The organism is Kitasatospora paranensis, from assembly GCF_039544005.1.
Lineage (GTDB): Bacteria > Actinomycetota > Actinomycetes > Streptomycetales > Streptomycetaceae > Kitasatospora > Kitasatospora paranensis.
Genome location: NZ_BAABKV010000001.1, coordinates 480,256 through 504,031, shown reverse-complemented (window position 1 = coordinate 504,031; position 23,776 = coordinate 480,256). Strand labels below are relative to the sequence as shown.

Annotated in this window: 28 protein-coding genes and 3 pseudogenes; 18 read left to right on the top strand and 13 right to left on the bottom strand. The window is 74.3% G+C overall.

The window, feature by feature from the left end:
• Nucleotides 1-65 precede the first annotated feature (65 nt).
• The 6 genes and pseudogenes from ABEB13_RS02540 to ABEB13_RS02515 form a co-directional block, all read left to right on the top strand.
• Nucleotides 66-1,853, top strand: a complete 1,788-nt coding sequence (locus ABEB13_RS02540) for a thiamine pyrophosphate-requiring protein (protein WP_345704063.1) — start codon at nucleotides 66-68, stop codon at nucleotides 1,851-1,853.
• A 113-nt stretch (nucleotides 1,854-1,966) separates the two neighbouring features.
• A complete protein-coding gene (locus ABEB13_RS02535) occupies nucleotides 1,967-2,134 on the top strand; it encodes a hypothetical protein (protein ID WP_345704062.1) in 168 nt (55 codons plus the stop codon).
• On the top strand, nucleotides 2,131-2,325 hold the full coding sequence (locus tag ABEB13_RS02530; protein WP_345704061.1) for a hypothetical protein: 195 nt from the start codon (nucleotides 2,131-2,133) through the stop codon (nucleotides 2,323-2,325). The genes ABEB13_RS02535 and ABEB13_RS02530 overlap by 4 nt, the downstream gene beginning before the upstream one ends.
• Nucleotides 2,326-2,327: 2 nt before the next feature.
• Nucleotides 2,328-2,909: a gluconate 2-dehydrogenase subunit 3 family protein gene (locus tag ABEB13_RS02525; RefSeq protein WP_345704060.1), complete on the top strand. Its 582-nt coding sequence runs from the start codon at nucleotides 2,328-2,330 to the stop codon at nucleotides 2,907-2,909.
• Nucleotides 2,819-3,544 carry a glycoside hydrolase family 15 protein gene (locus tag ABEB13_RS02520; protein WP_345704059.1) on the top strand — a complete coding sequence of 242 codons (726 nt, stop codon included), beginning with the start codon at nucleotides 2,819-2,821 and terminating at the stop codon, nucleotides 3,542-3,544. Before ABEB13_RS02525 ends, ABEB13_RS02520 begins: the two co-directional genes overlap by 91 nt.
• A gap of 74 nt (nucleotides 3,545-3,618) precedes the next feature.
• Nucleotides 3,619-4,070: pseudogene (locus ABEB13_RS02515) on the top strand (SRPBCC family protein); the annotation flags it as partial.
• A gap of 241 nt (nucleotides 4,071-4,311) precedes the next feature.
• Here the strand turns inward: ABEB13_RS02515 and ABEB13_RS02510 are convergent.
• Nucleotides 4,312-4,995 (bottom strand): HAD family hydrolase, encoded by a 684-nt coding sequence (locus tag ABEB13_RS02510; RefSeq protein ID WP_345704058.1) that lies wholly within the window; start codon nucleotides 4,993-4,995, stop codon nucleotides 4,312-4,314.
• A 118-nt stretch (nucleotides 4,996-5,113) separates the two neighbouring features.
• Here ABEB13_RS02510 and ABEB13_RS02505 point away from each other — a divergent pair, with 118 nt between their 5' ends.
• From ABEB13_RS02505 to ABEB13_RS02495, 3 genes are all read left to right on the top strand, one after another.
• Nucleotides 5,114-6,130 carry an SDR family oxidoreductase gene (locus tag ABEB13_RS02505; RefSeq protein ID WP_345704057.1) on the top strand — a complete coding sequence of 339 codons (1,017 nt, stop codon included), beginning with the start codon at nucleotides 5,114-5,116 and terminating at the stop codon, nucleotides 6,128-6,130.
• Nucleotides 6,131-6,255: 125 nt separating this feature from the next.
• Nucleotides 6,256-6,579 (top strand): plasmid stabilization protein, encoded by a 324-nt coding sequence (locus tag ABEB13_RS02500; protein WP_345704056.1) that lies wholly within the window; start codon nucleotides 6,256-6,258, stop codon nucleotides 6,577-6,579.
• Nucleotides 6,580-6,620: 41 nt separating this feature from the next.
• Nucleotides 6,621-6,989 (top strand): low affinity iron permease family protein, encoded by a 369-nt coding sequence (locus ABEB13_RS02495; RefSeq protein WP_345704055.1) that lies wholly within the window; start codon nucleotides 6,621-6,623, stop codon nucleotides 6,987-6,989.
• A 207-nt stretch (nucleotides 6,990-7,196) separates the two neighbouring features.
• Here the strand turns inward: ABEB13_RS02495 and ABEB13_RS02490 are convergent, their stop codons facing one another.
• On the bottom strand, nucleotides 7,197-7,586 hold the full coding sequence (locus tag ABEB13_RS02490) for an STAS domain-containing protein (protein ID WP_345704054.1): 390 nt from the start codon (nucleotides 7,584-7,586) through the stop codon (nucleotides 7,197-7,199).
• Between the two features lie 169 nt (nucleotides 7,587-7,755).
• On the opposite strand from ABEB13_RS02490, the gene ABEB13_RS02485 reads away from it, so the two are divergent.
• Nucleotides 7,756-8,169, top strand: coding sequence for an ATP-binding protein (locus ABEB13_RS02485; protein WP_345704053.1), 414 nt, complete (start codon nucleotides 7,756-7,758; stop codon nucleotides 8,167-8,169).
• A 77-nt stretch (nucleotides 8,170-8,246) separates the two neighbouring features.
• Here the strand turns inward: ABEB13_RS02485 and ABEB13_RS02480 are convergent, their stop codons facing one another.
• A complete protein-coding gene (locus tag ABEB13_RS02480) occupies nucleotides 8,247-8,660 on the bottom strand; it encodes an STAS domain-containing protein (RefSeq protein ID WP_345704052.1) in 414 nt (137 codons plus the stop codon).
• A gap of 199 nt (nucleotides 8,661-8,859) precedes the next feature.
• Between ABEB13_RS02480 and ABEB13_RS02475 the strand changes: the two genes are divergently transcribed.
• From ABEB13_RS02475 to ABEB13_RS02460, 4 genes are all read left to right on the top strand, one after another.
• Nucleotides 8,860-9,117 (top strand): hypothetical protein, encoded by a 258-nt coding sequence (locus tag ABEB13_RS02475; RefSeq protein ID WP_345704051.1) that lies wholly within the window; start codon nucleotides 8,860-8,862, stop codon nucleotides 9,115-9,117.
• A 9-nt stretch (nucleotides 9,118-9,126) separates the two neighbouring features.
• Complete coding sequence (locus tag ABEB13_RS02470) at nucleotides 9,127-9,375, top strand: hypothetical protein (protein WP_345704050.1); 249 nt, start codon at nucleotides 9,127-9,129, stop codon at nucleotides 9,373-9,375.
• Nucleotides 9,376-9,423: 48 nt separating this feature from the next.
• Nucleotides 9,424-10,269, top strand: a complete 846-nt coding sequence (gene ddaH / locus ABEB13_RS02465; protein ID WP_345704049.1) for a dimethylargininase — start codon at nucleotides 9,424-9,426, stop codon at nucleotides 10,267-10,269.
• 122 nt (nucleotides 10,270-10,391) lie between these two features.
• Nucleotides 10,392-11,393, top strand: coding sequence for an iron-containing redox enzyme family protein (locus tag ABEB13_RS02460; RefSeq protein ID WP_345709513.1), 1,002 nt, complete (start codon nucleotides 10,392-10,394; stop codon nucleotides 11,391-11,393).
• Nucleotides 11,394-11,461: 68 nt separating this feature from the next.
• On the opposite strand, the gene ABEB13_RS02455 is transcribed toward ABEB13_RS02460, so the two are convergent.
• The 8 genes and pseudogenes from ABEB13_RS02455 to ABEB13_RS02420 form a co-directional block, all read right to left on the bottom strand.
• Complete coding sequence (locus ABEB13_RS02455) at nucleotides 11,462-11,662, bottom strand: CDGSH iron-sulfur domain-containing protein (RefSeq protein WP_345709512.1); 201 nt, start codon at nucleotides 11,660-11,662, stop codon at nucleotides 11,462-11,464.
• 28 nt (nucleotides 11,663-11,690) lie between these two features.
• Nucleotides 11,691-12,344, bottom strand: a complete 654-nt coding sequence (locus ABEB13_RS02450) for a HemK2/MTQ2 family protein methyltransferase (RefSeq protein WP_345704048.1) — start codon at nucleotides 12,342-12,344, stop codon at nucleotides 11,691-11,693.
• A 118-nt stretch (nucleotides 12,345-12,462) separates the two neighbouring features.
• Nucleotides 12,463-13,564: pseudogene (locus ABEB13_RS02445) on the bottom strand (carboxylate-amine ligase).
• Between the two features lie 535 nt (nucleotides 13,565-14,099).
• A complete protein-coding gene (locus tag ABEB13_RS02440) occupies nucleotides 14,100-14,372 on the bottom strand; it encodes a hypothetical protein (RefSeq protein ID WP_345704047.1) in 273 nt (90 codons plus the stop codon).
• A gap of 185 nt (nucleotides 14,373-14,557) precedes the next feature.
• Nucleotides 14,558-15,394: a phosphatase PAP2 family protein gene (locus ABEB13_RS02435; RefSeq protein ID WP_345704046.1), complete on the bottom strand. Its 837-nt coding sequence runs from the start codon at nucleotides 15,392-15,394 to the stop codon at nucleotides 14,558-14,560.
• A gap of 115 nt (nucleotides 15,395-15,509) precedes the next feature.
• Nucleotides 15,510-16,502, bottom strand: coding sequence for a YihY/virulence factor BrkB family protein (locus tag ABEB13_RS02430; RefSeq protein ID WP_345704045.1), 993 nt, complete (start codon nucleotides 16,500-16,502; stop codon nucleotides 15,510-15,512).
• On the bottom strand, nucleotides 16,502-18,502 hold the full coding sequence (locus tag ABEB13_RS02425; protein WP_345704044.1) for a bifunctional phosphatase PAP2/diacylglycerol kinase family protein: 2,001 nt from the start codon (nucleotides 18,500-18,502) through the stop codon (nucleotides 16,502-16,504). Before ABEB13_RS02425 ends, ABEB13_RS02430 begins: the two co-directional genes overlap by 1 nt.
• 118 nt (nucleotides 18,503-18,620) lie before the next feature.
• Nucleotides 18,621-19,822 (bottom strand): annotated as a pseudogene (locus tag ABEB13_RS02420) (phospholipase D-like domain-containing protein).
• Between the two features lie 161 nt (nucleotides 19,823-19,983).
• On the opposite strand from ABEB13_RS02420, the gene ABEB13_RS02415 reads away from it, so the two are divergent.
• The 3 genes from ABEB13_RS02415 to ABEB13_RS02405 all read left to right on the top strand — a co-directional run bounded on the left by ABEB13_RS02415 (nucleotide 19,984) and on the right by ABEB13_RS02405 (nucleotide 21,679).
• The gene (locus ABEB13_RS02415) at nucleotides 19,984-20,136 is read left to right on the top strand and encodes a hypothetical protein (RefSeq protein ID WP_345704043.1); all 153 of its coding nucleotides are present in this window, start codon (nucleotides 19,984-19,986) and stop codon (nucleotides 20,134-20,136) included.
• 231 nt (nucleotides 20,137-20,367) lie between these two features.
• A complete protein-coding gene (locus tag ABEB13_RS02410) occupies nucleotides 20,368-21,144 on the top strand; it encodes a DUF2231 domain-containing protein (RefSeq protein ID WP_345704042.1) in 777 nt (258 codons plus the stop codon).
• A 286-nt stretch (nucleotides 21,145-21,430) separates the two neighbouring features.
• The gene (locus ABEB13_RS02405; RefSeq protein ID WP_345704041.1) at nucleotides 21,431-21,679 is read left to right on the top strand and encodes a hypothetical protein; all 249 of its coding nucleotides are present in this window, start codon (nucleotides 21,431-21,433) and stop codon (nucleotides 21,677-21,679) included.
• Nucleotides 21,680-21,845: 166 nt separating this feature from the next.
• On the opposite strand, the gene ABEB13_RS02400 is transcribed toward ABEB13_RS02405, so the two are convergent.
• Nucleotides 21,846-22,085 (bottom strand): hypothetical protein, encoded by a 240-nt coding sequence (locus ABEB13_RS02400; RefSeq protein WP_345704040.1) that lies wholly within the window; start codon nucleotides 22,083-22,085, stop codon nucleotides 21,846-21,848.
• Nucleotides 22,086-22,174: 89 nt separating this feature from the next.
• Complete coding sequence (locus ABEB13_RS02395) at nucleotides 22,175-22,714, bottom strand: hypothetical protein (RefSeq protein WP_345704039.1); 540 nt, start codon at nucleotides 22,712-22,714, stop codon at nucleotides 22,175-22,177.
• Nucleotides 22,715-22,909: 195 nt separating this feature from the next.
• Between ABEB13_RS02395 and ABEB13_RS02390 the strand changes: the two genes are divergently transcribed.
• On the top strand, nucleotides 22,910-23,431 hold the full coding sequence (locus ABEB13_RS02390; RefSeq protein ID WP_345704038.1) for a DUF6480 family protein: 522 nt from the start codon (nucleotides 22,910-22,912) through the stop codon (nucleotides 23,429-23,431).
• Nucleotides 23,432-23,776: the final 345 nt, after the last annotated feature.

Sequence of the window (23,776 nt, the reverse complement as noted above, 5' to 3'; positions counted from 1 at the left end):
GGAGCTTCCCCCTCGCCGCGGGTGATTCCCGTCGGTGAGCCGCGCTGCGAACGGAGCCCATGCCCATGAAGGTCTCGGACCACATCCTGGAACGCCTGCGGCAGTGGGAGGTGGAGCAGGTCTTCGCCTACCCCGGGGACGGCATCAACGGCCTGCTCGCGGCGTGGGGACGGGCGGACGACAAACCGCAGTTCGTGCAGGCGCGGCATGAGGAGATGGCCGCCTTCGAGGCGGTCGGCTACGCCAAGTTCTCCGGCCGCACCGCGGTGTGCGCGGCCACCTCCGGACCGGGCGCGATCCACCTGCTGAACGGCCTGTACGACGCCAAGCTCGACCATGTGCCGGTGGTCGCGATCGTCGGGCAGACGGACCGGAGCGCGATGGGCGGCTCCTACCAGCAGGAGGTCGACCTGCTGTCGCTGTACAAGGACGTCGCCTCCGCCTACTGCGAGATGGTCACCGTTCCCGAACAACTGCCCAACGTGCTGGACCGGGCGATGCGGATCGCCACCACCGCGCGCACGGTGACCGCGGTGATCGTCCCGGCCGACGTGCAGGAACTCGACTATGAGCCGCCCGCGCACGCGTTCAAGATGGTGCCCTCCAGCCTCGGCGTCGGCCGCTACGCGCCCGTGCCCGCGGACGACGACCTCGCCCGGTGCGCCGAGATCCTCAACGCGGGGGAGAAGGTCGCCGTACTGGTCGGCCAGGGTGCCCGGAACGCCCGCCCGGAGGTCGAGCAGCTCGCCGAGGTGCTCGGCGCCGGTGTCGCCAAGGCCCTGCTCGGCAAGGACGTGCTGCCGGACACGCTCGCGTACGTCACCGGCGCGATCGGACTGCTGGGCACGCGCCCGTCGTACGAGCTGATGCGCGACTGCGACACCCTGCTGGTGATCGGCTCCAGCTTTCCCTACAGCCAGTTCCTGCCGGAGTTCGGCCGGGCCCGGGCCGTGCAGATCGACGTCGACCCGTCGATGGTCGGGTTGCGCTACCCCTTCGAGCTGAATGTGGTCGGGGACGCCGCGGAGACGCTCAGGCGGCTGATCCCCCTGCTGGACGTCAAGGAGGACCGGGCGTGGCGGGAGACCGTCGAGGAGAACACCGCCCGCTGGTGGGAGGTCATGGAACGTCGTGCGGCCGTGTCCGCGGACCCGCTCAACCCCGAGCACGTCGTCCACGCCCTCGACGCGCTGCTGCCCGACGACGCCATGATCGCCGCGGACTCCGGCTCCTCCGCCAACTGGTACGCCCGCCACCTGCGGATGCGCGGGGCGATGCGCGGCTCGCTGTCGGGCACGCTCGCCACCATGGGACCAGGCGTGCCGTACATGATCGGGGCGAAGTTCGCGCACCCCGACCGCCCCGCGATCGCGATCGTCGGCGACGGCGCGATGCAGATGAACGGTCTCGCCGAGCTCATCACCGTCGCCAAGTACTACCGGCAGTGGTCGGACCCGCGCCTGGTCGTCGCCGTGCTCAACAACCAGGACCTCAACCAGGTCACCTGGGAGATGCGGGCGATGCAGGGCGCCCCGCAGTTCGAGCCCTCCCAGCACCTCCCCGACGTCCGCTACGCCGACTTCGCCGTCCAACTCGGGCTCCACGGCGCCCGGGTGGAGAAGCCGGAGGACGTGGAGCAGGTGTGGCGACAGGCCCTGGCCTCCGACCGGCCGTACGTGATCGACTTCCGGACCGACCCGGCGGTGCCGCCGATCCCGCCGCACGCCACGCTCGACCAGATCACCGCGGCGGCCTCCGCCGTCGTCCACGGCGACAGCGACCGCGGCGCGATGATGAAGCAGGGCATCAAGGCGAAGATCCAGGAGTTCCTGCCCGGCAGCGGCAAGGAGTGACCCCGGTGAGTCTGCCAGCCGTTCTCCGCCCTCCGCCCGGCCGGGCCGCAGGCCCTCGCCCGGGCGGCGTACGACCTGCGCCACGGCCGCATCGAGCGGTCGCTTCCCTGCTGATGTCCGGCGGCGCCCTGGTCACCGCCGCCGAGATCTACCTCGAGCACGACCGGGCCAGCTTCGGCAACCGCATGATGTGGTGGCCCGTCGTGCTCGGCCCGCTCTCCGCCGGGGCCGCCTGGCCGGGTGCGCCAGCGAACGCGCCGCGCACACCGTCCTGCCGGTGATGTCCGCCGCGGTGGTCGCCAACGGCCTGCAGGGCACCTACCTGCACGCCCGCGGCATCGCTCGCAAGCCCGGCGGCCGGTCGATGGCCCGCTACAACGTCGAGATGGGGCCGCCGCTGTTCGCGCCCCTGCTGGTGACCCTCGTCGGCGGCATGGGCCTGCTCGCGTCCGTCCTGCGCCGGGAGCGGTGACCGTGCACGCCCGACGACCGCCGTCCCGCCGGATCGTCCCGTCGGGGGAGACCGGCCGGCGCGTCCCCGACTTCGACGTCCTCGACCAGTCCGACGCGTGGGATCCGGCGTCCGCCGCCACCGTGTACGAGCGCCTCCGACTCCAGCCGGACCTGCGGTTCTTCACCACCACGGAGGAGGCCTGCGCGGGCGCCCTGCTCGACCTGCTGCTCGCCCAGGACGGGCCACCACAGCACCCGAAGGTCCCCGTCCTGCAGATGGTCGACGCCCGCCTCGCCGAGAACCGGACGGACGGCTGGCGCCACCGGGACATGCCCGAGGACGGAGACGCCTGGCGAGCCACCCTGCGCGGCCTCGACGAGGACGCCGACGACCAGCACACAGCCCCCTTCGCGGCCTGCACCGCCGAGCGGCAGCGCTCCCTCGTCCAGGCCGTCCCGGACCTCCAGGGCGACGACTGGCACGGCATGCCCGCCGGCCATGTCTGGAGCCTGTGGACCCGCTACGCCTGCACCGCGTTCTACGCCCACCCGTGGACCGGGCGGCCGGCGATCACCGGGGCGAGCCAGCCGGTGATCACGTGAGCCGTCTCGGGGGCGCCCGACGCCGGAATCGGGGAACTGCACGACGACCACTGGACCCACAGCCGCCTCGCCGCCGTCGCCGGCCTGCGCGCCGCCGCCACCGCAGGCGTCACCGACCGCGGCACGCCGGCCGCTGGGATGCCCTCGCCGACCGGATCACCGCCCGTACCGCCGCCGCAGCCACCCACCCCACCGGGCGCTGGCAACGCACAACCACCGACCCCGGCGTCGATGCCGCTCTGCTGCTTCCCGCCCTGCGCGGCGCCGTGCCGGCCGACGACCCGCACACTCTGGCGACCCTGGAGGCCGTCCGCTCCGATCTGTGCGAGGACCACTACACCTACCGCTTCCGGCACGACGAACGGCCGATGGAGGAGGCGGAGGGCGCGTTCCTGCTCTGCGGCTTCCTCATGGCCCTCGCCGAGCACCAGCAGGGGCGCGCGGTGGAGGCGGCCCGAGGGTACGAACGCAACCGCGCCGCCTGCGGCCCGCCCGGGCTGTACGCCGAGGAGTTCGACATCGCCCGGCGGCAGCTGCGCGGAAGCCTGCCGCAGGCCTTCGTCCACGGTCTGATGCTGGAGGCCGCGGTGCGACTGGCCCGGCCGGTCCGGCACGGAGAGCTTCAGATTCCCTGATTGGGTGTCCGCGCCGTGGGCAGGCGCAGCGACAGTATGGATTGTCCGGCTTGTCTATTCGGAAGGAGACCGTGGTGAGCAAGGTCAAGGAGTCCATCGACGTGGACGTCCCGCTGCACAGCGTCTACAACCAGTGGACGCAGTTCGAGGACTTCCCCGTTTCATGAACGGGGTGGAGGAGGTCCGTCAGACGGACGACCGGCACTGCCACTGGACGACGAAGGTCGGCGGAGCGCGCCGCGAGTTCGACACCGAGATCGTCGACCAGCTGCCCGACGAGCGGGTCTCCTGGCGCACGGTCGGCGGTGACGTCCGGCAGATGGGCGTGGTGACGTTCCAGCGCCTCGACGATGCTCGCACCCGGGTGAGCCTGGCCATGGACTTCGAGCCGCATGGCATGGTCGAGAAGGCGGGCGACATGCTCGGTGTCCTGGACCGCCAGGTCAAGGGAGACCTCAAGCGCTTCAAGGGCTTCATCGAGGAGCAGGGCGGCGCGGACGGCGGGTGGCGCGGGCGGCTGGCCCCCGACGGGTCGGCAGCCGCCGGTGCCGGTGCTGGTGCGTCGGGAGGTCTGGCGGACGCGCCGATCCGGGAACGCCCCCAGGCCCGCATGACCGGTGAGGGCGCGCCGCCGCCCGAGGACCCGGACGGCATGCGCCTGGGCTGACGGCCCCGCCGCACTCGCCGGCGGTCCACCGCTCCGCGGAGCGGTGGACCGCCGGCGAGTGCGGCGGGGCGCCGACCGGGGAGAGGGGCCCGGTGGGCGGTCACCGGACCCCGCGCCCGGTCGGTGGATGTCCGAAGGCACTGTCCGCAAGGGCGGCCAGCAGGGCGGCAGGGTCCTCGTAGACCTCCAGCGCACCGGCGGCCCGCAGGTCGCGCTCGCCCCAGCCGCCGGAGAGCACGGCGATGCACGGCACCTTCGCGGCCCCCGCCGCCTCGATGTCCCAGACCGTGTCCCCGACGAATACGGCCTCGCGTGCCTCGGCACCGGCCTTCGCCAGGGCGGCCCGGACGAGGTCGGGCGCGGGCTTGCTCGCCTCGACGTCGTCCGCGCTCGTCGCGGCGGTGACCGCGTCGTCCGCGTCCAGGGCGCGCCGCATCACCGCCATGTCCCGCCGGGAGGCCGAGCTCGCCAGGACGACCGTCCAGCCCCGCGAGGCCACCGCGCGCAGCAGGTCCGCCGCGCCGTCGAAGGGCCGCAGCCGTGGCCAGAACCGGGCGTAGAGGGCCTGGTGGGCGGCGCTCATCGCGCTGTCCTGGTCGCGGTCGCGGTCATCGCCGAGGACGCGGTCGAGGAGCTGGTCGCCGCCCATACCGATCGACGCGTGGATGCGGGCCATCGGCGGGGCGTGGCCGTACTGGGCGAACGCTTCCGCCCAGGCCAGCGTGTGCAGGTAGTTCGTGTCGAGGAGTGTCCCGTCGATGTCGAACAGTGCCGTGGGCGCCATCTCTCCTCCTCCGCTCGAAGCCGGTCGGTCCGGCCTCGACGCTACGGCCGCTGCGCTCCGGCCGCGACGCACCGCGCCCGGGCGTTTGCCCCGGGGGCTGCCGGACACACGACGGGACATGGACGCATCGAGCCGGTCGGGACGGGTCGTCGCGGTGACGGGTGCCAGCGGCGGGATCGGCCGGGCCTGCGCCAGGGCGTTCGCGGAGCGCGGTGACCGGCTCGCCCTGATCGCCCGCGGCAGCGCTGGGCTGGAGGCCGCGGTGGCCGAGGCGCGACGGAGCGGAACGACCGCCATCATGGTCGAGACGGACGTCTCCGACCCGGACGCCGTCGAGGCCGCCGCCGAGCGCATCGAGAACGAGCTCGGTCCGATCGACGTCTGGGTGAACGACGCGTTCACGTCCGTGTTCGCGCCCTTCACGGAGATCACGCCGGAGGAGTTCCGCCGCGTCACCGAGGTGACCTGCCTGGGCTACGTCCACTCCACCCTGAGCGCCCTGCGGCGGATGCTGCCGCGCAACCAGGGAACGCTGGTGCAGGTCGGATCGGCGATCGGCCACCGCGGGATCCCGCTGCAGACCGCCTACAGCGGTGCGAAGCACGCGCTGCAGGGGTGGCACGAGGCGCTGCGGTGCGAACTCCTCGCCTCCGGCACGTCCGTGCGCACCACCATGGTGCAGATGCCGGCGGTCAACACGCCCCAGTTCGACTGGGTGCTGTCCCGGCTGCCGAACCGCGCCCAGCCCGTGCCGCCGATCTACCAGCCCGAGGTGGCGGCCCGGGCGGTCGTGCACGCGGCCGACCACCCGCGGCGGCGGGAGTACTGGGTCGGCGCCGGCACGGCCGCCACCCTGATGGCGAACGCGGTCGCCCCCGGACTGCTGGACCGCTACCTCGCGCGGACCGGCTTCGACTCCCAGCAGACCGACCGCCCCCGGCGTGCCGACGACCCGGCGAACCTCTGGAAGCCCGTCGACGGAAGCGAGGACCACGGCGCGCGCGGACGCTTCACAGACGGGTCGTACGACCGCAGTCTGCAGTTCGGGGCCACCGCGCACCGTGGCCGCCTCGCCGCCACGGCGGCCGTCGCCCTCGCCGTGGGCATCGGTGCCTTCGCCAAGCGGGCGAGGTGATGCGCATCGCGGGCCACCCGCAGGGGATGTGAACGACAACCGGGCCGTGTGCGACCCGACACCGGGTCACGCCAGCGGCGGCGGGCGACCGCCCGCAGAGCCGGCCGACACCGAGGAGCTACGTCATGCCGAGCGGATCGAGTCCCAAGCGGGAGCGCCAGTACGAGCACATCAAGGACAGCGCCCGGGAGCGCGGGGAGAGCCCCGAGCGGGCCGAGGAGATCGCGGCCCGCACAGTCAACAAGGAGCGGGCGCGGCACGGCGAGTCCAGGACCGCCAGCCGCTCGTCCACCCACGACATCTCCTCCGGCCGCCGGGGCGGGCTCCGCTCGCATTCCGGCTCCCAGGGGCCGACCTTCGACCAGCTCTACAACGAGGCCAAGCAGCGCAACATCAAGGGCCGGTCGAAGATGAACAAGAAACAGCTGGCCGATGCCCTCGGCCACTGACCCGCCAGGGGTGCGGGCGCGGCGCCCGGCCGAGGAGGAGCATGACCTTCGCCCACCCGGCCGAGCGCACCGACGGCGACCGCGGCCGGTTCGAACGCCTCGCCGAGGCGGCCTCCAACCTCACCGCCTCGCCGGCCTTCTCCGTGTTCTGCCTGCTCTTGGTGGCCGCGTTCGTCACCGTTCACGCCGCCCGCCTGTCCACGGAGTGGCAGATCCTCGTCGGCGACACCATGACAGCGCTGACCCTGCTGCTCCTCGCGTTGCTGAAGAACGCCGAACGCCGCGCCGAGCACGCCGTCCAGCGCAAGCTCGACGCCATTGCGGCAGCGCTGCTCGAAGAGCGCGAGGGCCCCGAGGGGACGGCCCGGCGGGAGCTGCGCGAGGCGATCCGCATGGACGAGCGCCTCTGAACCCGCGAGCGGCAGCAATCCCGGAAACCGCGGGAATCAGGCGAGGCGGTCGTTGCCTTCGCCGCCTTTTCCGGGTCCACTGAGGGCGAACGCACATGTCGTGCGTGCAGCGCCGTACGCACGGTCTCCATCCCCCGGGTGCCGTTGCGGGCGTGGCGCGATCGGGCGGTCGAGTTCTCCCATGTCCCCGGCCGCCCGTTCCCCTCGTCAGGTTCCCGGCCCGTCCTGGTCGCGCGCCCCGGCAGGCCGGTTCTCGTGGGTGGCCGTCCCCGGCGGGCGGACGTCGAGAACGGTGTCGGTCTCGGTGATACGCAGCAGGCGCCGCATCTGCTCGCGAGGAGCCGACAGACACAGGGCGATGCCGCGGTCGCCGGCGGTCCGGCGGGCCCGCAGGAATTCGTTGAGGCCGGCCGAGGCGCAGAAGGTCAGTCCCGAGCAGTCCACGACCACCGTGGCCGGTGGCGGCGGCCTGTTCAGTTCCTCCTCCAGGGCCTGACGCAGGAGGGGCGCGGTGTCCATGTCCGCGTCACCCATCGGCGCGACCGTCCGGATGCCGGGCACGTCCTCGCGGCGGACGATGCGCAGGCTGGGGCTCATGGTTGCCGCCCTTCGGCGATTTCCCCTCCAGTGTGGTCGCGCAGGCGTCCCTGTGCAGCGCCCGCTGCCGACTCCGCGGCGACGGTGCACCGATCCGCGTCCGCGAGGGTTACTCCGCGGGCTGCCGGACACACGCCCGGGGGAGAGGTTCGCGGGAGGAGGGCGCCCTGTGATCGCCGACCGCTCCGAGCATCGGCATCTGGATCTCGGTACCGCCGACAATCGTGGCCTGCACGAGGGGATGACCTTTGTCCGCCGGACGCTGGCCGCGTGGAACGGCACAGCCGTGGCCGGGGAGCGGGAGGACATCCTGCTCGTCGCCTGCGAACTGATGACCAACGCCTACACCCACAGCCCGGGAGCGACGGCGCTGGACCTCGACCGGGACGGCGGCCGGGTCACCGTGGCGGTCACCGACAGCGGAGGTCCGCGTCATCCGACGGTGCGGCCGTGGAGTCCCCAGGAGCCGCACGGCCACGGCCTGCACATCGTCGACCGGCTGGCCACCACGTGGGGCGTCTCACCGGCCACGGGTGGCAAGACGGTGTGGGCCCGGTTGCCGTGGTCGACCGGACCGGGGTGATGAGCGGCCCGCGTCGACGACCGGGCCGGGCCGACGTGTCGGCCGCAGTGGACCGTCGTCGACCGCAGCCCGACCGCTCACGGGTCGGAGAGGCCGAGCACTGAACTGGCACCGGTGAGGTCGAACAGGTGACGCACGCGGGGCCCGGCGGCCTGGACCACCAGCCGACGGCCGTCCGACTCGGCTGCACGCCGCACGGCGAGGACGGCGTTGAGTCCCGAACTGTCGCAGAACGTCACCGCGGTGAGATCCAGTTCGAGGTTGCCCGGCCCCGCGCGCAGGGCCGCCTCCAGCATCCGGCGCACCTCGTGGGCGCTGTCCTGGTCGATCTCCCCGGCCAGGACCAGAAGGACGCCCGAAGTGGTGGGGACGGCCTTCCCCTGCACCCGATAGGAGCCGCTGGGGCTCTGCGCCAGCCGTGGCCGGGGCGAGGGCGTTTCGCCGTCCCCCGTCTCCCGCAGGTGCGGCGGGCGATCCGATCGGTCGGACATGAGGACGCCTCCCTCGGCGTCGCGGGTGTCGTACGCGGCACCACCTTCAGGTTATGCCCGGTGGTCCTCCGGGGCGGGCGGCGCACCGCCACCCTGCGCCGTCCGTCACCGGTCCCGCCCCGCGAGGCGCTGTCGGCGCGCTGTTTCGCCCGGTGCCACCCGGGCAGGCGCCAGGGCCCGGAGAGGCAGGAGCGACACCATGGACGACCTCCCCCAAGGCGATGCCGGCGGCGTACCCGGACACGCGGACGAGAGCGACCAGCGGGTCCCGACGGTCCGTGCGGGCACCCCCGTCGCCGAACAGAAGGACGTGAAGGACGGGGAGCACGAGAGGCAGGAGGAGCACGAGCACGACGCCGCGGCCGGGAGGAGCGGAGCGGGCGAGCAGGACCGCGCGGGCCGGCGGGACCGGGCGGGAGGCCACCCGGACGGGGCGGGCCGCGACCGCACGGTGTGAGGAGCAGCGATGAGTCACCGGACGAGTGCGGACCACCCCGTCCGCCGTGGGCACGACCCGGGGGACCATCTGCGCCGGGTCGCGGCCGCCCAGATGGAACTGATGGCCGAGGACGTGCGGAGACTGGCGCTCGCCCTGCACGAGCTCTCACGCCGCGAGGGCACCCGGCGCCCGTCCGGGCCGATGGTCGGCCCCGTGGGTGCGGTGCCCCCGCCGGTCGCCGCTCCGGACTCCCGGCCCGATCCGGCCGCTGCCTGACGGCGGCCGGACCGCTGCGCACCCGTACCGCCAGGAGAGAAGGCCACCATGAGTGAGCGGATCCCGAGGAGGGCGCGGCCGCGCCGTTTCCTGATGTGCCCTCCCACGTACTTCGCGGTGGAGTACGCGATCAACCCGTGGATGGACCCGGCGGTCCCGGTCCACCGCGCGAGAGCTGTCCGCCAGTGGGGCGAACTGCGGTCGGCCGTCGAGGGGCTGGGGCACTGCGTGGAGCTGATCGATCCCGTTCCGGGGCTGCCCGACATGGTGTTCGCCGCCAACGGCGCGACCGTGATCGACGGGCGGGTCCTCGTGGCGTCGTTCCGCCACGCCGAGCGCTCCGGTGAGTCGTCCGCGTTCGAGCGCTGGTTCAGGGGGCGCGGGTACCGCCCGGTTCTCGCCGCCGAGCACGTCAACGAGGGCGAGGGCGACCACCTGCGGGCGGGTCGTACCGTGCTCGCGGGCTACGGGTTCCGGACCGAGCGGGCCGCCACCGCGGAGACCGCGCGCTACTTCGGGCGGCCGGTGGTGGGCCTGCGACTCGTCGATCCGCGCTTCTACCATCTGGACACGGCGCTCGCTGTCCTGGACGAGCGCACCGTGATGTTCTGGCCCGGGGCGTTCACCGCCACCGGCCGTCGTCGGCTGGCCGCGCTGTTCCCCGATCTGCTGGCCGTGGGGGAGGGCGACGCCGAATGCTTCGGGCTCAACGCGATCAGTGACGGGCGGCACGTCGTGCTGCCCGCAGCGGCCGAGCGCACTGCCCGGCTCCTGGCGTCGCGCGGCTTCGAGCCCGTGCCGGTGGAGACCGACGAACTCGCGAAGGGTGGTGGCGGCCCGAAGTGCTGCGTCCTGGAACTGGGGGCCGCCACGGTCCTCCCGGCGGCCGCCTGACCGTCCGGGCGCCGGTCCCGTACCGCGCCCCGGCCCGTGCGCCGGATTCGGGGTCACCGACGTGGCGCGGGGTAGGCGCCGAGGCAACCGAGCCCCACCGTCCGGGAGGTTCCGTCGTGGGTATCACCGCCGAAGGCCGCGAGCCGGTCCTGCCCCCGCCCCGGGGGCCGTTGACCGCCTACGTGGCCGGCCTGCTTGCCGGGCCGCCGACGTCCCGGGCGCCCGCGTACGAGGGGCCGGTCGACGCACCGTGGGACGACGACCACCAACTGGCGCTCTACGTCTGCTACGAACTCCGCTACCGGGGGTTCGCGGGCGTGGCAGCCGCCTGGGAATGGGATCCCCCGCTCCTTGCCTTCCAGCGGCGCCTGGAGGACGCCTTCCTGGCGGCCCTGCGGGCCGAAGTCGCACCGGTGCCGCCGCTCGCCGGTCAGCTGTCCGCGCTGCTGGTCGAGCCGGTGCACGGCAACGGCCCCTCGCACTTCCTGCGGGACGAGGGGGAGCGGTGGCAGGCCCGCGAATACCTCGTGCACCGCTCGCTGTACCACCTCAAGGAGGCGGACCCGCAGGCCTGGGTGATCCCCCGGCTGCACGGCGCCGCCCAGGCGGCCCTGGTCGCGGTGGAGCACGACGAGTACGGCGCCGGCCGCGCCGAGCGCGCCCACTCCCGGCTGTTCGCCGAGATGATGGCGGACTTCGGTCTCGACACCGGCTATGGGTACTACCTCGACGCGGTACCCGCACCGGCCCTCGCGGTCGTCAACATGATGACCCTCTTCGGCCTCCACCGGAGCCTGCGCGGGGCATCGGTGGGGCAGTTCGCCGCCGTCGAGGTGACGTCCTCACCCGGCTCCGCGCGCCTGGCCGAGGCATTCGGGCGGCTGGGCGCCGGGCCCGCGGGCACCCGCTTCTACCGTGAGCACATCGAGGCCGACGCCGTCCACGAGCAGCTCGTGCGGCGTGGCGTCATCGCGGCACTGATCGCGGACGAACCAGAGTTGGAGGCCGACATCGCCTTCGGAGTGGCCACCACCGCACTGCTGGAGACGCGGCTGGCTGACCACCTGCTGGGGGCGTGGCGCCGCGGCGCGTCGTCACTGCGGCGACCGCTCGCGGACGGCTGACCGGCCGACGCCCCGATCCCGATCGCCCCTCGCCCCGACGACACACCGCGGTGCCCGCCCGCGCCCCGTCACCCAGGTCGGCTACTCGCCGTTCCCCGGCCGCTCCGCGGCGCCGTCGGGCGGCTGCGCCGACGGTGACTGGTGTCGCAGAACGGGTACAGCCGACTTCGGCGGCACAGGCACAGGGCGACCACCGGGCGTTCGCTCCTGCGGACCGAACCGTCCGCCAGGACGACCTCGACCGGGCCCTCGACCAGTGCCGGCCCCACCCCGTCCGGGAGGACGATGCGGGTGCTCTCACCTCGGCCTGACACCGCGGACCACCACCAACTCCTCCTCGCGCTCGCCCACCGCGATCAACCCCCGCTCCTCGAACCAACCCGCCCGGGCGGACATGATCGGACCGAACGGCTGGACCCGCTGCGCCGTGACCCGGACGTCCAGCCCCGATCGCTCCAGCGCCAGGCAGGTGGCCTCGACACCGCACAGCGAGGACTGCACCAGCAGCAGCACACCGCCCCGGTCGAGCACGCCCGGCCCCTCCCGGCAGATCCGGTCCAGCAGGGCCCGGCCGTCCGGACCGGCGTCCCAGGCCCTCGCCGGGCCGCGGGCGGGCGGTTCGGCCGCCGCGGCGGGCACGTACGGCGGGTTGGAGACGACCAGGGCGAACTTCCGTCCCCGGACGGGGGCCAGCAGGTCACCGTGCCGCACGCGGATTCTCCGCCGGTGCAGTGCGCCGTTCAGCCACGCGGTCGCCAGCGCACGCCAAGAAACGTCGATCGCCGTCACCCGGGCGCCGGTTCCGGCGGCCGCCAGCGCCACCGCACCCGTGCCCGTGCCCACGTCCAGGACCTCGTCGCCGGGCCGCAGGGGCTCTTGCACCACCCTGGAGATCAGCAGGTCGGTGTCCTCCTGCGCCCGGTACACGCCCGGCGGTCGCATCAACCACATGCACCACGCCTGCCCTGTCCGGCGGAACCGACACGCCGCCCGCGGACACGCCGCCCGCCGTGCACCGCCGGCCGTGCACCGTCCGCCGCGCCCACCTGCGGTGGGCGGCCCGCGCGCGTCAGGCCGTGGCGGTGATCCCCGTGATCAGCCGGATGAGGCCGTCCCGTCCGCCGGCGGCCAGGGCTGCGCGCTGCCGGTCGGCACCCTGGCCGTCGCGCAGCAGGCGGTGCACCAGGGAGGTGACCTGGCGCTCGTCACCCGCCTCCCGCAGCGCGGGCAGGGTGTACTTGAGAAGGCCGGCGACGACGTCGCCCGCCTTGGCCGGATGCCCGGTCAGCGGGTCGTGCAACCGGTTCGTCAGGCCGTATCGTGCGGCGTGCCACACCGCCCCGGCCGCGAACTCCGGCGGCTGGACGGGAGCCGGTGCACCGGCCCGCTCGCCGGCCATCGCGGTCGCGACCAGCGCGCGGATCAGGCCCGCCAGCAGGACGGCCTCGTCCGGCCGGAGCTGCACGTCCGTCGCCCGCACCTCCACCGTCGGGAAGCGCTCGGACAGCCGCGCCTGCCAGTACAGCTGCCCCCGGTCGCGGATGATCCCGTGGTCGACGAGTGCGCCGGCACGCCGCTCGTAGTCGTCCGCGTCGGCGAACGGCGGCGGCGTGCCGCTGACCGGCCAGCGGCCGAAGACGACGGTGCGCCAGCTGGAGAACTGTGTGTCGGCGCCGTCCCACAGGGGAGTTCGCTCCGATGGCGACGAGGACGGGCAGCCAGGGCCGGAGCCGGTTCAGCACCGCCACGCCGGTCGCCCGGTCGGGCACGCCGACGTGCACGTGCATGCCGCAGATGAGCTGCTCGGCGGCCAGTTGCGCGGCATCCACCCGCATCGAGCGGTACCGCGGTGAGGTGCTGATCGCCGGCGTCCCCAACGGTGTGAAGGGCGCGGAACCCGAGGCCGCGAGGCGGCAGCCGACGTCCTCGGCGGCCTCGGCCAGCGAATGCCGCAGACGCAGCAGATGGCCACCCACCTCGTCGAGCCCGAGACAGACGGGAGTGTTCACCTCCACCTGGCACTGCAGGAGCTCGGACTGCACCTCCGAGGAGGCGACGGCGGGCCGGAGCCCCGCGGCCGTCCGGACGTGCTCGGCGCGGGGCACCGTTCTGCCGGTGGCGGGATGGATCAGGAAGAACTCCTCCTCCACGCCCACGGTGAGTGTGTCCATGGGTGGGTCGGCCTCCTCGGTTGACGCCGCCGGGCTGACGGTGCGTCGGATTCAGGGTCGAGGCGGCGTCGCGCCGACCATGAGGGCTGTGGCGCCATGTGCGGCGCACGTGCCCACCTTCGTCCCGGCGTCTGTCCGCATCGGCCGGATCGAACCGTGCCGGGGGCGGAGCGTGCGGGGCGCGGAAGGCCTCGGAGGCCGCGCCTCCGGAGCTCGGCCGGATTTCTCGGATTGCATCGGGCTGTGCGGGTAGGCGTTCCTGGTGCGGGGGTCGTCCGGTCAGGATCGGACGGCAGGGGGTCGATCCAGGTGGTGATGACGATGCGACAAGTTCTCGTGCGGCGGCCCCAGGTGCCGGCGCCCCGACCCCCGCTGGACCTTCGGACGCCGTCCGGCCGTCCGCTCCCGTACTGAGCGTGACCCTACGCCGCTACGGGCCGCAGATCGTGCGGCCCGTAGCGGTGTCAATGGTGTGCGGCGTCAGTGGCGCGCGAGGCCGGGGGCGGTGGGACGGCGCGTGCTGCGGGCGCGGACGTCATCCGCGGTCGGGGTGGCACAGGCGGGGCGGCACGTCGTCGAGGTCGACGAGGACGTCCATCGGCGGGTGGAGCCAGCGGATCAGCCGACGGCTCTCGGAGGGGCGCGGGTGCTGTTCGGAATGGAGACGCAGTGCGGTGCCGACGGTGCGGGACTGTGCCTCGTCGAGGAGGGCGGTGACGGCGCGGCTGCCGTTCCACGCCACGAGCAGGCGCTCGGGGCGGGCGACGGGGCCGAGCACGCCGACGGCGCGGGCCGGCTGGGCGGACATGAGGTCTTCCGTTCACGAGGGAGTCGGTCCCCTGCACGTCTACCCGTCGTCCGCATTCCGAACGCGGTGTCGCGGTCGGAGCCCGGAGAGGGCTGCCACGATGTCGCGGCGCCCACTCGCCCGTCCTCCTGCGGTCGGTCACCCGGAGACCCGGCCGCCGTCGTGAACGGCCGCTTGTCGGCGTCTCACCCGGGGCCGCCGCCCGACGACGACGACGGGCGGCGGCCGGGCAGCGGCGGTTCCGGCGCCCGGCCGCCGGGTGCGCCGAGCTCCGGCTCCAGGCCCTCGGTCACGCGCGTCACCGGACGGCCCACGTCGCCGCGCCAGGCCTCGAACGCCCAGGCCGTGGCCGCCACCAGCGCCGACCCCAGCAGCCAGCCGCCGAGGACGTCACTCACCCAGTGGACACCGAGGGCGATCCGGGTGATTCCCACGCCGCCGACGGAGACCGCGGCCGCGGCCCAGGCAGCCGGTCGCAGCCGCTGTGGGACGGAAGGCAGCAGGACGAGCAGCAGGATCGCGCAGGAGGCCGCCGCCGTCATGGCGTGCCCCGAGGGGAACGAGTAGCCGGGCGCGGTGGCCACCGGATCCGGCAGCCGGGGCCGTACCCGGGCGACCGACATCTTGAGGAGCAGGCCGATCAGGCCCGCGGCGGTTTCGGTGGCGGCCGCCCAGAGGGCCAGGCGCCAGGCTCGGCGGGCCAGCAGGCCCGCAACGACGACCGCCACGAGCAGCCGGAAGGTCAGTGGATCCCAGACCCGGTCACTGAGCAGCCGGACGGTCGCGAGGAGCCCGGGGCGGTCACGGACGACCGCGTGCAGGCGCAGCGCAGTCTGCTGGTCGACGGTCTGCAGCGGACCCCAGTGGGCCTCGATCAGCACGACGAGGACGACAGCGGGCACGGCGGCGACCGCGAACGCCACCCCGGCGGCCGCCAGACGTCCGGCGAACCGGAGGTCGGCGCGGCGAAGGGCGGCGAACCGGATGGACAGGGGACGCGAGGTGCTGCCGGAGGGAGTCATCGCACCGCGGCTACCCCGCTGCCGTGCTCCGAAGCCTGCCGTCCGACCGGGCCACCGCGTCGGGGTCGGTGACCGTGTCGCGCGGCGAGCACCGTCGGGACGGTGGGGCCCGCGATCACTGTCGGGTGGCCGTGTCGCGGCCGGCCTCACTGTCGGACTCCGTCTCGGGATCCGGGCGGACGGGGTCCCGGTGCCCTGTCCGGTCGGCCTCCAACTGCGCCGCGAACGCGACCCCGAGGAAAAGGGCGATCGCGGTGAGGTAGGACCAGAGCAGCAGCGAGAAGAACACGCTGAGCGGCCCGTAGACCGCGTCGAAGGAGCCGCTGATCCGCAGGTAGGCGCCGAGCAGCAGGGTGAGCCCCACCCACAGCACCAGATGGACGGCGGCCCCGAACGCCAGCCAGCTGTAGCCGGGCTGGCGGCGGCGCGGAGCCCTGCGGAAGACCACACTCGACGACAGCAGGGCGAGCAGCAGGCCGACCGGCCAGCGGAGCACCGCCCAGGCGGCGGCCGCGCCGTGGCCCAGGTGGTACACCTGCGAGACCGCGGCGGCGATCTCGGGGCCGGCGACCAGGACGACGAAGCCGAGCCCGAGCGGCACCCCGGCCCCCAGCGCCATGGCAAGGCCCCGCCCGTACTTGCGGTGGAAGGGCCGGTCGCGCTCGATGCCGTAGATGCGGTTCGACCCGCGCTCGATCTGGCACATCGCGGTGGCGACGTTGGCCAGCGAGAATGCGGCCCCGAACCACAGCGCCACCGCGCCGCCGCTCCCGGCCCGTTCGCGGCTCTGCTGGAGCACCTGGTGGATGGTGTCCGCGCTGGGCCCGGTGGTGAGCCGGCCGATCGTCAGCTCCACGACCTCGCCGATCCGCTGGGTGTGCAGCACCGACGAGAGGCCGACCAGGGCGATGGCTGCCGGCACGATCGACAGCACGGTCTGGAAGGCGAGCGCACGTGCGTGACTGAATCCGTCGGCGTAGCGGAACCGGACGAAGGCGTCGACCGCCAGGCGCCCCCGGCGCTCCGCCCGGAGCGAGGCCACGGCCTCGTCGGCGGACAGCTCCTCGCGGGCCCCGCCCCGTCGTCCGACCCGGGTGGCCGTGCCCATCAGTTCCCCCGTCCGGTCGCCGGGGCGGCCGGCTGCTCACCGGACACGGACCGCGCACCCGGCGGCGTGGCCGCATGCGCTTGTTCCCGCGGCGGCGTCTGCGCCCCGTTCATCCGCTGCTCCTGCCTCCGGTCCCGGGTCGGTTCATGGGCTCGTTCTCGGTCCTGTGCACGGTTCTGTTCCGGCGTCCTCTGCGAACCGGGGCGGCGCCGCACGCCGTCGGGCGCGTGGATGAGCAGCGCGGCGGGCTGCACCTGCAGGGTGAGGGTCCGGCCGGCGGGTACGGCTTCGCCGTCCAGTTCGCGTGGCGCGCTGCTGTCGGCGGTGACGGTGATGCGGCGGGCCCGGAAGTACTCGAGCGGCCCGTGCGCGTCCCCGGTCCGCCGTCCCGGGCGGCCCATGCCGAGCCCGAGGAGGGCGGCCGTCCAGCCGCCGATCCCGTGCGGGTGCAGCAGAACGAGGTCGAGGAGACCGTCGTCGGGCTCGGCCTCCGGCAGGAGCCGGACCCCGGCCTGCAGCGAGCCGACGTTGCCGACCACCGCCATCTGCACGCGACGCCGCAGCACGGGCTCGTCGTCGAGCGTCACGGCGATCTCCACCCGCTGGTCCCGCAGGTGCCGCAGGACGGGCAGCAGGTAGGCCGGCCAGCCGAGTCGCCGCTTCAGCCCGCGACCGGTCCCGGCCACGATCGCGGCGTCCAGGCCGATCCCGGCCATGGCGCAGACACAGGTCGGCACGATGCCGTCGCCCTCCGCGAACGCCAGGTCGATCCGACGGGGCCGGGCGGCGAGAGCGGTCCGCAGGGCCTGCACGGGGTCGCCGGGCAGTCGGAGGTTGCGGGCGAGGACGTTGCCGGTGCCGCACGGGACGATGGCCAGCGCCGTTGCGCTGCCGGCGAGGGCGTGCGCGCAGGCGGTCACCGTCCCGTCGCCGCCGCAGGCGACCACCAGGGCCGCGCCTTCGCGGACGGCCTGCGCGGCTACGCCGCGGCCCGGATCGTCGACGGTGGTGGCCGCGAACCGTGGCCGGTGGAAGCCGTGCTCGGCGAGCACGGCGCGCAGCGCCTCCCGGGTGGCCGGCCCCACCAGGTGGGGATGGAACACCACGACAGCACCTCCACCGACCACCGCCGGGTCGCCGCCCGCCGCGCCTGCGGTGCCCGGCGTGTCCGCGGTGCCGGCGGCGCTCGCAGGAATCGCCGGGCCGGCGGCCTCCGTGTCTGTACGGTCCGAAGGGTCCGTGGTCCCCGGTTCGAGCGGGGCTGCCGACGCGAGCACTCCCGGGGCCGCGTTACGGTCCGCAGAGGCTCCGGATCTCCCGTCAGCTGTCCCCGCGGCGGTGGGGGACGGCGCCCGGTCCGCGAGCAGCGCCCGCCACATGATCCACAGCACCAGTCCGCCGTTCAGCAGACCGGCCAGCACATCGGTCGGGTGGTGCATGCCCCGGTACAGGCGGCTGGCTCCGACGAGCAGCGGCAGCAGCAGCGCCGTGACGGCCAGCGGCACCCGCGCCGGTGACCGGACGAGGAGCAGGAACAGCACCGCCAGCCCGCCGTACAGCGCGAGGGCCGCGCCGGTGTGCCCCGACGGGAAGCTGGACGTCGGCGGCGCCGCGTCCATCGCCGGCACGGCCGGCCGCGACCGCTCCACGCATGCGGTGACCAGCAGGAACACCGCCGACTGGGCGGCCACCGAGCCGCCGAGGAACGCCGCCTCGCGCCCGAGCCGCCCGCGGCTTCCGGCCAGCAGCGCGACCACGACCACTGCGGTGACCGATACCACGGTGGCGGTGCAGGCCAGTTGGGAGAGCCATCCGCTCACGGTGTCGAGCGCCGGGACGCGCGACCTCGCGAGCCACTCGTCGAGACCGCTGCCCGGCAGGCCGGTCGCCCGCCGCACCGGTCCGGTGAGCAGCAGCCCCAGCAGCACCATCAGCATCGTCTGGAGGCCGAGCGGCAGCACGACCCGCCGTCCGAGGGCCATGCCCCGCAACATCGTCATGCGCCCCGTCTGCCCAGTGGCGGGGATTTCAGCCTCAGCCGTGCGGGCGGGTTCCGCACCCGGTGGGCAGGGACGGCCGGGCCGCTCGTGCCCCCTGGCCGGCGGGGCTGCCCAGCGGTCACAGGAAGTGCCGGATCGGCGCGGTGGCGGCCTCCAGTGCACGACGGCCCGTGCCGCGGCGCCGCCAGCGCCCGGGGTCGAGCCGCTCGCTGCGGGTGACGTCCTCGTCGAAGTGCGCGTCCAGTCGGGCGGTGAACTCCTCGTCGATGACCGCGAGCATGACCTCCTCGTCGTGGTCGAGGGAGCGCCGGTTGAAGTTGGTGGACCCGATCAGCGTGGCGATGCCGTCCACGGTCAGCACCTTGGCGTGCATCATGGTCGGCTGGAACTGCCAGATCGTCACGCCGCTCGCGGTCAGGTCCTCGAAGAAGCGCCCGCCCGCGAGTTGGCACACCCGCTTGTCGGTGTGCGGCCCGGGAGGAGGAGTTCCACCTCGACCCCGCGCCGCGCTGCCGCACAGAGCAGGTCCACGAAGTACCGGTCGGGCGCGAAGTAGGCGGTGGCCAGGCGAAGGCGCTGCTCGGCGCCGGAGATGACCACCCGCATCAGCGTCTGGAGGTCCTGCCAGCCGACGCTGGCGGAGCCGCGGACCACCTGCACGACCGCCCGGCCGGGCTGCGCGTGCTCCTCGAACCGGTCGGCCGGCCCGTACAGCGCGTCCTCGCGGCACTCCGCCCAGTTCTGGGCGAAGGCGGCGGCCAGGCCGTCCACCGCGGGACCGCGCACCTGCACGTGGGTGTCGCGCCACTCGTCCGGGTTGCGGGCGTCGCCGCTCCACTCCTCGGCGATGCCGACGCCCCCGGTGAACGCCGTCCGTGCGTCGACGACCAGCACCTTGCGGTGGCAGCGGTGGTTCTGTTTGAGCGGTGAGAGCCGGACCGGCCGCCGGAACCAGGCGACCTCGACACCGGCGGCCGCCATCAGGTCGAGCAGTTCCCGTTCGATCAGCCGGCTGCCGAAGCCGTCGAGCAGCAGCCGCACCCGCACGCCCTGACGGGCCTTCGCCGCCAGGGCGTGGGCGAAGCGGTGGGCGATGTCGCCGCGCCAGTAGACGAAAGTCGTCATGTCGACCGTGTGCTCGGCCTCCTCCACGGCCTGCAGCATCGCCGGGAAGATCTCGTCCCCGTTGCGCAGCGGGAGGAGCTCGTTGCCCTCGGTGGCGGCGATCCCGATCAGCCGTTCCAGCCGACGCCGCAGCGCCTGCTTCCGGGCCGTGACGTCCGCCTGCGGCGAGGGTGTCTCCCGGAGGCGATGTGTCACCGGCGGGAGTGGCTCGGCCTGTGGTTCGGCGGTACGGGCGGTGCTTTCGGACAGCACGGAATCCCCCTCGGGGCGGGTCGGGAACGGGCCGGGGTCGGCGGCCTCCAGGACGGCCGTCGGCTACCCGCTGCGCGGAATCCCATGGCACCCGATGGCGCCCGGTGACGCTCGACGGCGGATTCGGCAGCTCGGCGACGGACGAGGCGAAAACACCCGCGGTGCGCGAGCTGCTCAGCCCGGCCACCGACCGGACCGCGCCGAGCGTCGCCGCCCCTGCGCCGATCTCCGGCGTTGACCACCGCTGCGAGTCCTGACGATCAGTGCGATCGGTCACGTCGTCCGTGACCGTCTGCTTCGTGCCGTCCACGGCAGGCCCCGTTCGGGGGAGTGTCCGGGCGCGGTCATGAGCGGGGCCGGACGGCGGCCGCGGCTGCGGTGACGGAGGTGGCTCGGCTCGCGGCCCGGGCGGCCCCGAATGTCTGGACGTACGCCGGTCGGTCCTTCCCGCGGGCCGGTCGGCACCGGATGGGGCAGCGTTGTCGGCCATGGGGACCTTCTTCGCACGCATCACCACCGCCATGGCGGACAGTTCGGACAACGTCGGCGTCCGGATGCTCAAGGCACTCGACGCGGTCGGCGAGGCGAGTGAGCTGGACCGGGTCACCGAGCCCGTCAGGGACGCCGTCCGGGCACTGCCGCTCGGGCGACTGCGCAGCATCCTGCAGGGCCGCCCGCTGGGGCATCCGCTGCATCCGGTGCTCGTCCAACTTCCCATCGGGGCATGGACGTCCGCCACCGTGTTGGACATGGTGCCGGGGTGCGAACGGGCCGCCAAGTTCCTGGTCGGCCTCGGCGTGGTCGCCGCCGCGCCGGCCGCGTGGACCGGGTGGGTCGACTGGGCGGAGCAGCACGAGCAGCAGATGCGTACGGGCCTCCTGCACGCCGCCTCGGTGGCGACCGCAGCGGGTGTGTTCGGCGCGTCGTGGGTGGCCCGTTCCCGCGGTCGCCACGGGCTGGGGCGGGCCTTGGGGCTGGCGGGTGTGACGGCGGTCGGCGGTGGCGCCGCGATCGGTGGCCATCTCGCCTACCGGCAGGCTTCCGGGGCGAACAAGGCGGAGCCCGTTGCGCACGTGGTCGAGCCGGGCTGGCGGACGCTGGGGCAGGTCGAGGAATTCGCGGTCGGCGAGGCCGTCCGTCGGATGGTCGGCGAGGTGCCGGTCGTCGTCGTCCGGGAGGCCGACGAGGTGTTCCACGTCCTGGCCGACCGTTGCAGCCACGCCTCCGGTCCGCTGTCGGAGGGGAGGTCGCCGACGGCTGTGTGATCTGCCCGTGGCACGGGAGCGCCTTCCGGCTTTCCGACGGCTGGAACGTGGGCGGCCCGGCGACCGCACCGCAGCCGCGGTTCACCACGCGGACCGGCGCCGACGGCAGCCTGCAGGCTCGCCTCCCGGGTGCCGGCTGAGTCCTCTGCCCCGTACCGACTGTCCCTGCTGCGAACCGGTGGCACCGCACGGCGTCCGACCGGCCCCGGCCGCTCCTCGAAGGCCACTCCCGCGCCCTCGCGGCCTGTCCGACGCGGCGGCCCATCCCCCGCCGACGGGAGCCCCCGTGGCACACAAGGAAATCCGGCGCGAGGACCGGAACCAGCAGGAGGCAACCGAGGCCCGGCCGCCCGCCGATCGCTCGTACGGTGACAGCGCCTCCGACCACACCGAGCCCGCAGACGGACCCGACCCGCGGCGCCCCGACACCGCAGCGGTGAAGGAGGGCTACGACGCCACCGCCGAGAGCACCGCCACGGCCCGGGCCCCGCGAACGGACACCGTCCAGCCGCCGGACGACGACCCTGAGGAGTAGAACGCCCGCCGGCCTCCGGATGGGCGGGCCCGGGCCGGGCAGGTCCCGGCGGCCCGGCAGGTCGTACGGCCGAAGGGTGCGGGATTGCCTGGGGTCGGTCCGGCCGCCGTGTCCCCCCTCGTGACGGCCGGATCTCGCCGCTCGGACCGCGCGGGCCCGCTGGTGCTCACGCCGACCGGACGGCCCGGTCGCAGCGCGGGCAGACGGTGCCGGCGAGGTGCGGCGGGAACCAGCGCTCGCCCGGCGTCGCCGGCTGCCAGGGCTCGACCACCATGCTCGCGGTGTCGGTCCCGCAGGCCGTCACCGGGCCCGGGTCACCGGGCACGTCCGGATCGGACCCGGCCGTGTGCACGACCAGGAGGTCCGGCCGATCCGGCTGCTCCACCACCACGAGGATGCCCACCACCCCACCCTCCCCGGCCAGGAACCGAGCCGCACCCTGTGACCGGCCATCGGGCACCGGCCCGCGCAGCCGAGGGGCCGGGCGCGACGACATCACGCCCTGCGGGCCGGGCCCGTGCGGAGCGCCGGGGATGGTCGCGGAGTTCCGCGCACCGACGTCAGGGCTTCGGCGAGTTCGTGGTCGGACAGGCGGTGGTAGTCGGTGTACCAGTCCGCGACCGACCGGAAGTACCACGGCAGGCTCAGACAGACGAGGTCGTCGACGACCGGCCGGACGGAGGCAGCCGCACGGGGTGCACAGACGGGGGTGGCGACGACCACCCGGGCGGCCCCGGCGGACCACCCGTCGCGGACCGCGCTCAGCGCGGCGTCGCCCGTGGCGAGTCCGTCGTCCACGAGGACGACGGTCCGTCCTTTGCCGCGAATGACGGGGCGGGGCGGCTGTGTCGCCCAGTGGCCGGGCGGCACCTCGCCGGCCAGCTCGGCGTCCAGGCACCGCGCCACCTCGGCGGCCACCGCCAGTCCGCCCCGGGACAGAGCGAGGACAACCGGGTCCACCATCGGCTTGCGCGAGGCTCGGGCCAGCCGGTCGCCCAATTGCCGGCCGGCGTTCCGGCGGTCGCTGAATCTCACCGCACTCACCTCTGATCGGGCCGCAGTGCCCCTTCGTGGCAACCGCTCCCCGCCGCGCCTACCCGAGCGCTCCCGTTCGACGCATCGCGGCCGGCGGGCGGGCAGTTTCCGTGCCGGCGGGTCGTTCTCAGCCGACGGGGTAGGCGCGTCTGGTGACCGGTCGGCGCCGCCGGCCCACGGAGTGGGAGACGGATCATGGCCGCAGCTGGTTCGGACATACCTCTGAGTGAGGACCAGGCAGACCTGTACGCGTGGGCCGGGGCCCTCGGCTGGTCGGTGGACGGGGGGACGCCCGTCGCCCGGGACCTCCTGCGGATCCGGCGCTCCGGGCGTCTCGTGGAAGCCCACTTCTGGCACGACGGCGGGTTCCGCTTCGCCCGTGCCCACGGCCCCGACGGCCCCGACCTGGAACTCGACCTGCCGTCGACACTCGACTTCCTGGAACACCACGGAACGGACCTGGGCGACGGGCCGGCCCCCTCGGGGGCAGCCGTGTCGAAGCCCGTTCCGCCATCCGAAGCAGGCACCGCCGCACACGCGCCCCCGGCGGGCGTGCCACCCCAGGAGACGCGGCCGGGCGAGGGGAGCACCACCGCCGGCATCTCCGTGCCCGAGCCGACGGAGGTGCGCCGTGCATGGGGACCCTGGCCGATCGCGGTGCTCGCGGTGCTCGTCGCCTGTGTCGTGCTCTTCTTCATCGCCCGTGCCGCGGGCTGATGACGGCCCGGCGGTCGCCCACGGCGTCCCCTTCAGCTCCGCCCCGGACCGCCGCCGGCTGCTCCGGGGCGCCCGGGCCGCGCGGGCAGTAACGTGAACAATCCGCTCCGTCGAGCCGCGCCGGGAGGTGAACTGTGGGCAGCTACGTCGAACACGATCTCACCACCCTCGCCGACATCCTCGAATCCGCCGCCCGCTCCCTGCCGCCCGATCTCCACCCGCGTGCCCGGCGCACGGTGGCCGCTTTCGCCCGTGACCGGGACGACTACCGGATGCTCCTGGACGCCCTCGGCCTCGTCCCCGACGATTCCGCCGTGCCCGGGGCCGCGGGCCGAGGCCCGGATC

Coding starts and splice junctions, on each gene's coding strand:
- ABEB13_RS02540 (WP_345704063.1), top strand. CDS start 66: ATGAAGGTCTCGGACCACATCCTGGAACGCCTGCGGCAGTGGGAGGTG.
- ABEB13_RS02535 (WP_345704062.1), top strand. CDS start 1,967: ATGTCCGGCGGCGCCCTGGTCACCGCCGCCGAGATCTACCTCGAGCAC.
- ABEB13_RS02510 (WP_345704058.1), bottom strand. CDS start 4,995: ATGGCGCCCACGGCACTGTTCGACATCGACGGGACACTCCTCGACACG.
- ABEB13_RS02505 (WP_345704057.1), top strand. CDS start 5,114: ATGGACGCATCGAGCCGGTCGGGACGGGTCGTCGCGGTGACGGGTGCC.
- ABEB13_RS02500 (WP_345704056.1), top strand. CDS start 6,256: ATGCCGAGCGGATCGAGTCCCAAGCGGGAGCGCCAGTACGAGCACATC.
- ABEB13_RS02495 (WP_345704055.1), top strand. CDS start 6,621: ATGACCTTCGCCCACCCGGCCGAGCGCACCGACGGCGACCGCGGCCGG.
- ABEB13_RS02490 (WP_345704054.1), bottom strand. CDS start 7,586: ATGAGCCCCAGCCTGCGCATCGTCCGCCGCGAGGACGTGCCCGGCATC.
- ABEB13_RS02480 (WP_345704052.1), bottom strand. CDS start 8,660: ATGTCCGACCGATCGGATCGCCCGCCGCACCTGCGGGAGACGGGGGAC.
- ABEB13_RS02475 (WP_345704051.1), top strand. CDS start 8,860: ATGGACGACCTCCCCCAAGGCGATGCCGGCGGCGTACCCGGACACGCG.
- ABEB13_RS02470 (WP_345704050.1), top strand. CDS start 9,127: ATGAGTCACCGGACGAGTGCGGACCACCCCGTCCGCCGTGGGCACGAC.
- ddaH (WP_345704049.1), top strand. CDS start 9,424: ATGAGTGAGCGGATCCCGAGGAGGGCGCGGCCGCGCCGTTTCCTGATG.
- ABEB13_RS02450 (WP_345704048.1), bottom strand. CDS start 12,344: ATGTGGTTGATGCGACCGCCGGGCGTGTACCGGGCGCAGGAGGACACC.
- ABEB13_RS02440 (WP_345704047.1), bottom strand. CDS start 14,372: ATGTCCGCCCAGCCGGCCCGCGCCGTCGGCGTGCTCGGCCCCGTCGCC.
- ABEB13_RS02435 (WP_345704046.1), bottom strand. CDS start 15,394: ATGACTCCCTCCGGCAGCACCTCGCGTCCCCTGTCCATCCGGTTCGCC.
- ABEB13_RS02430 (WP_345704045.1), bottom strand. CDS start 16,502: ATGGGCACGGCCACCCGGGTCGGACGACGGGGCGGGGCCCGCGAGGAG.
- ABEB13_RS02425 (WP_345704044.1), bottom strand. CDS start 18,502: ATGACGATGTTGCGGGGCATGGCCCTCGGACGGCGGGTCGTGCTGCCG.
- ABEB13_RS02410 (WP_345704042.1), top strand. CDS start 20,368: ATGGGGACCTTCTTCGCACGCATCACCACCGCCATGGCGGACAGTTCG.
- ABEB13_RS02390 (WP_345704038.1), top strand. CDS start 22,910: ATGGCCGCAGCTGGTTCGGACATACCTCTGAGTGAGGACCAGGCAGAC.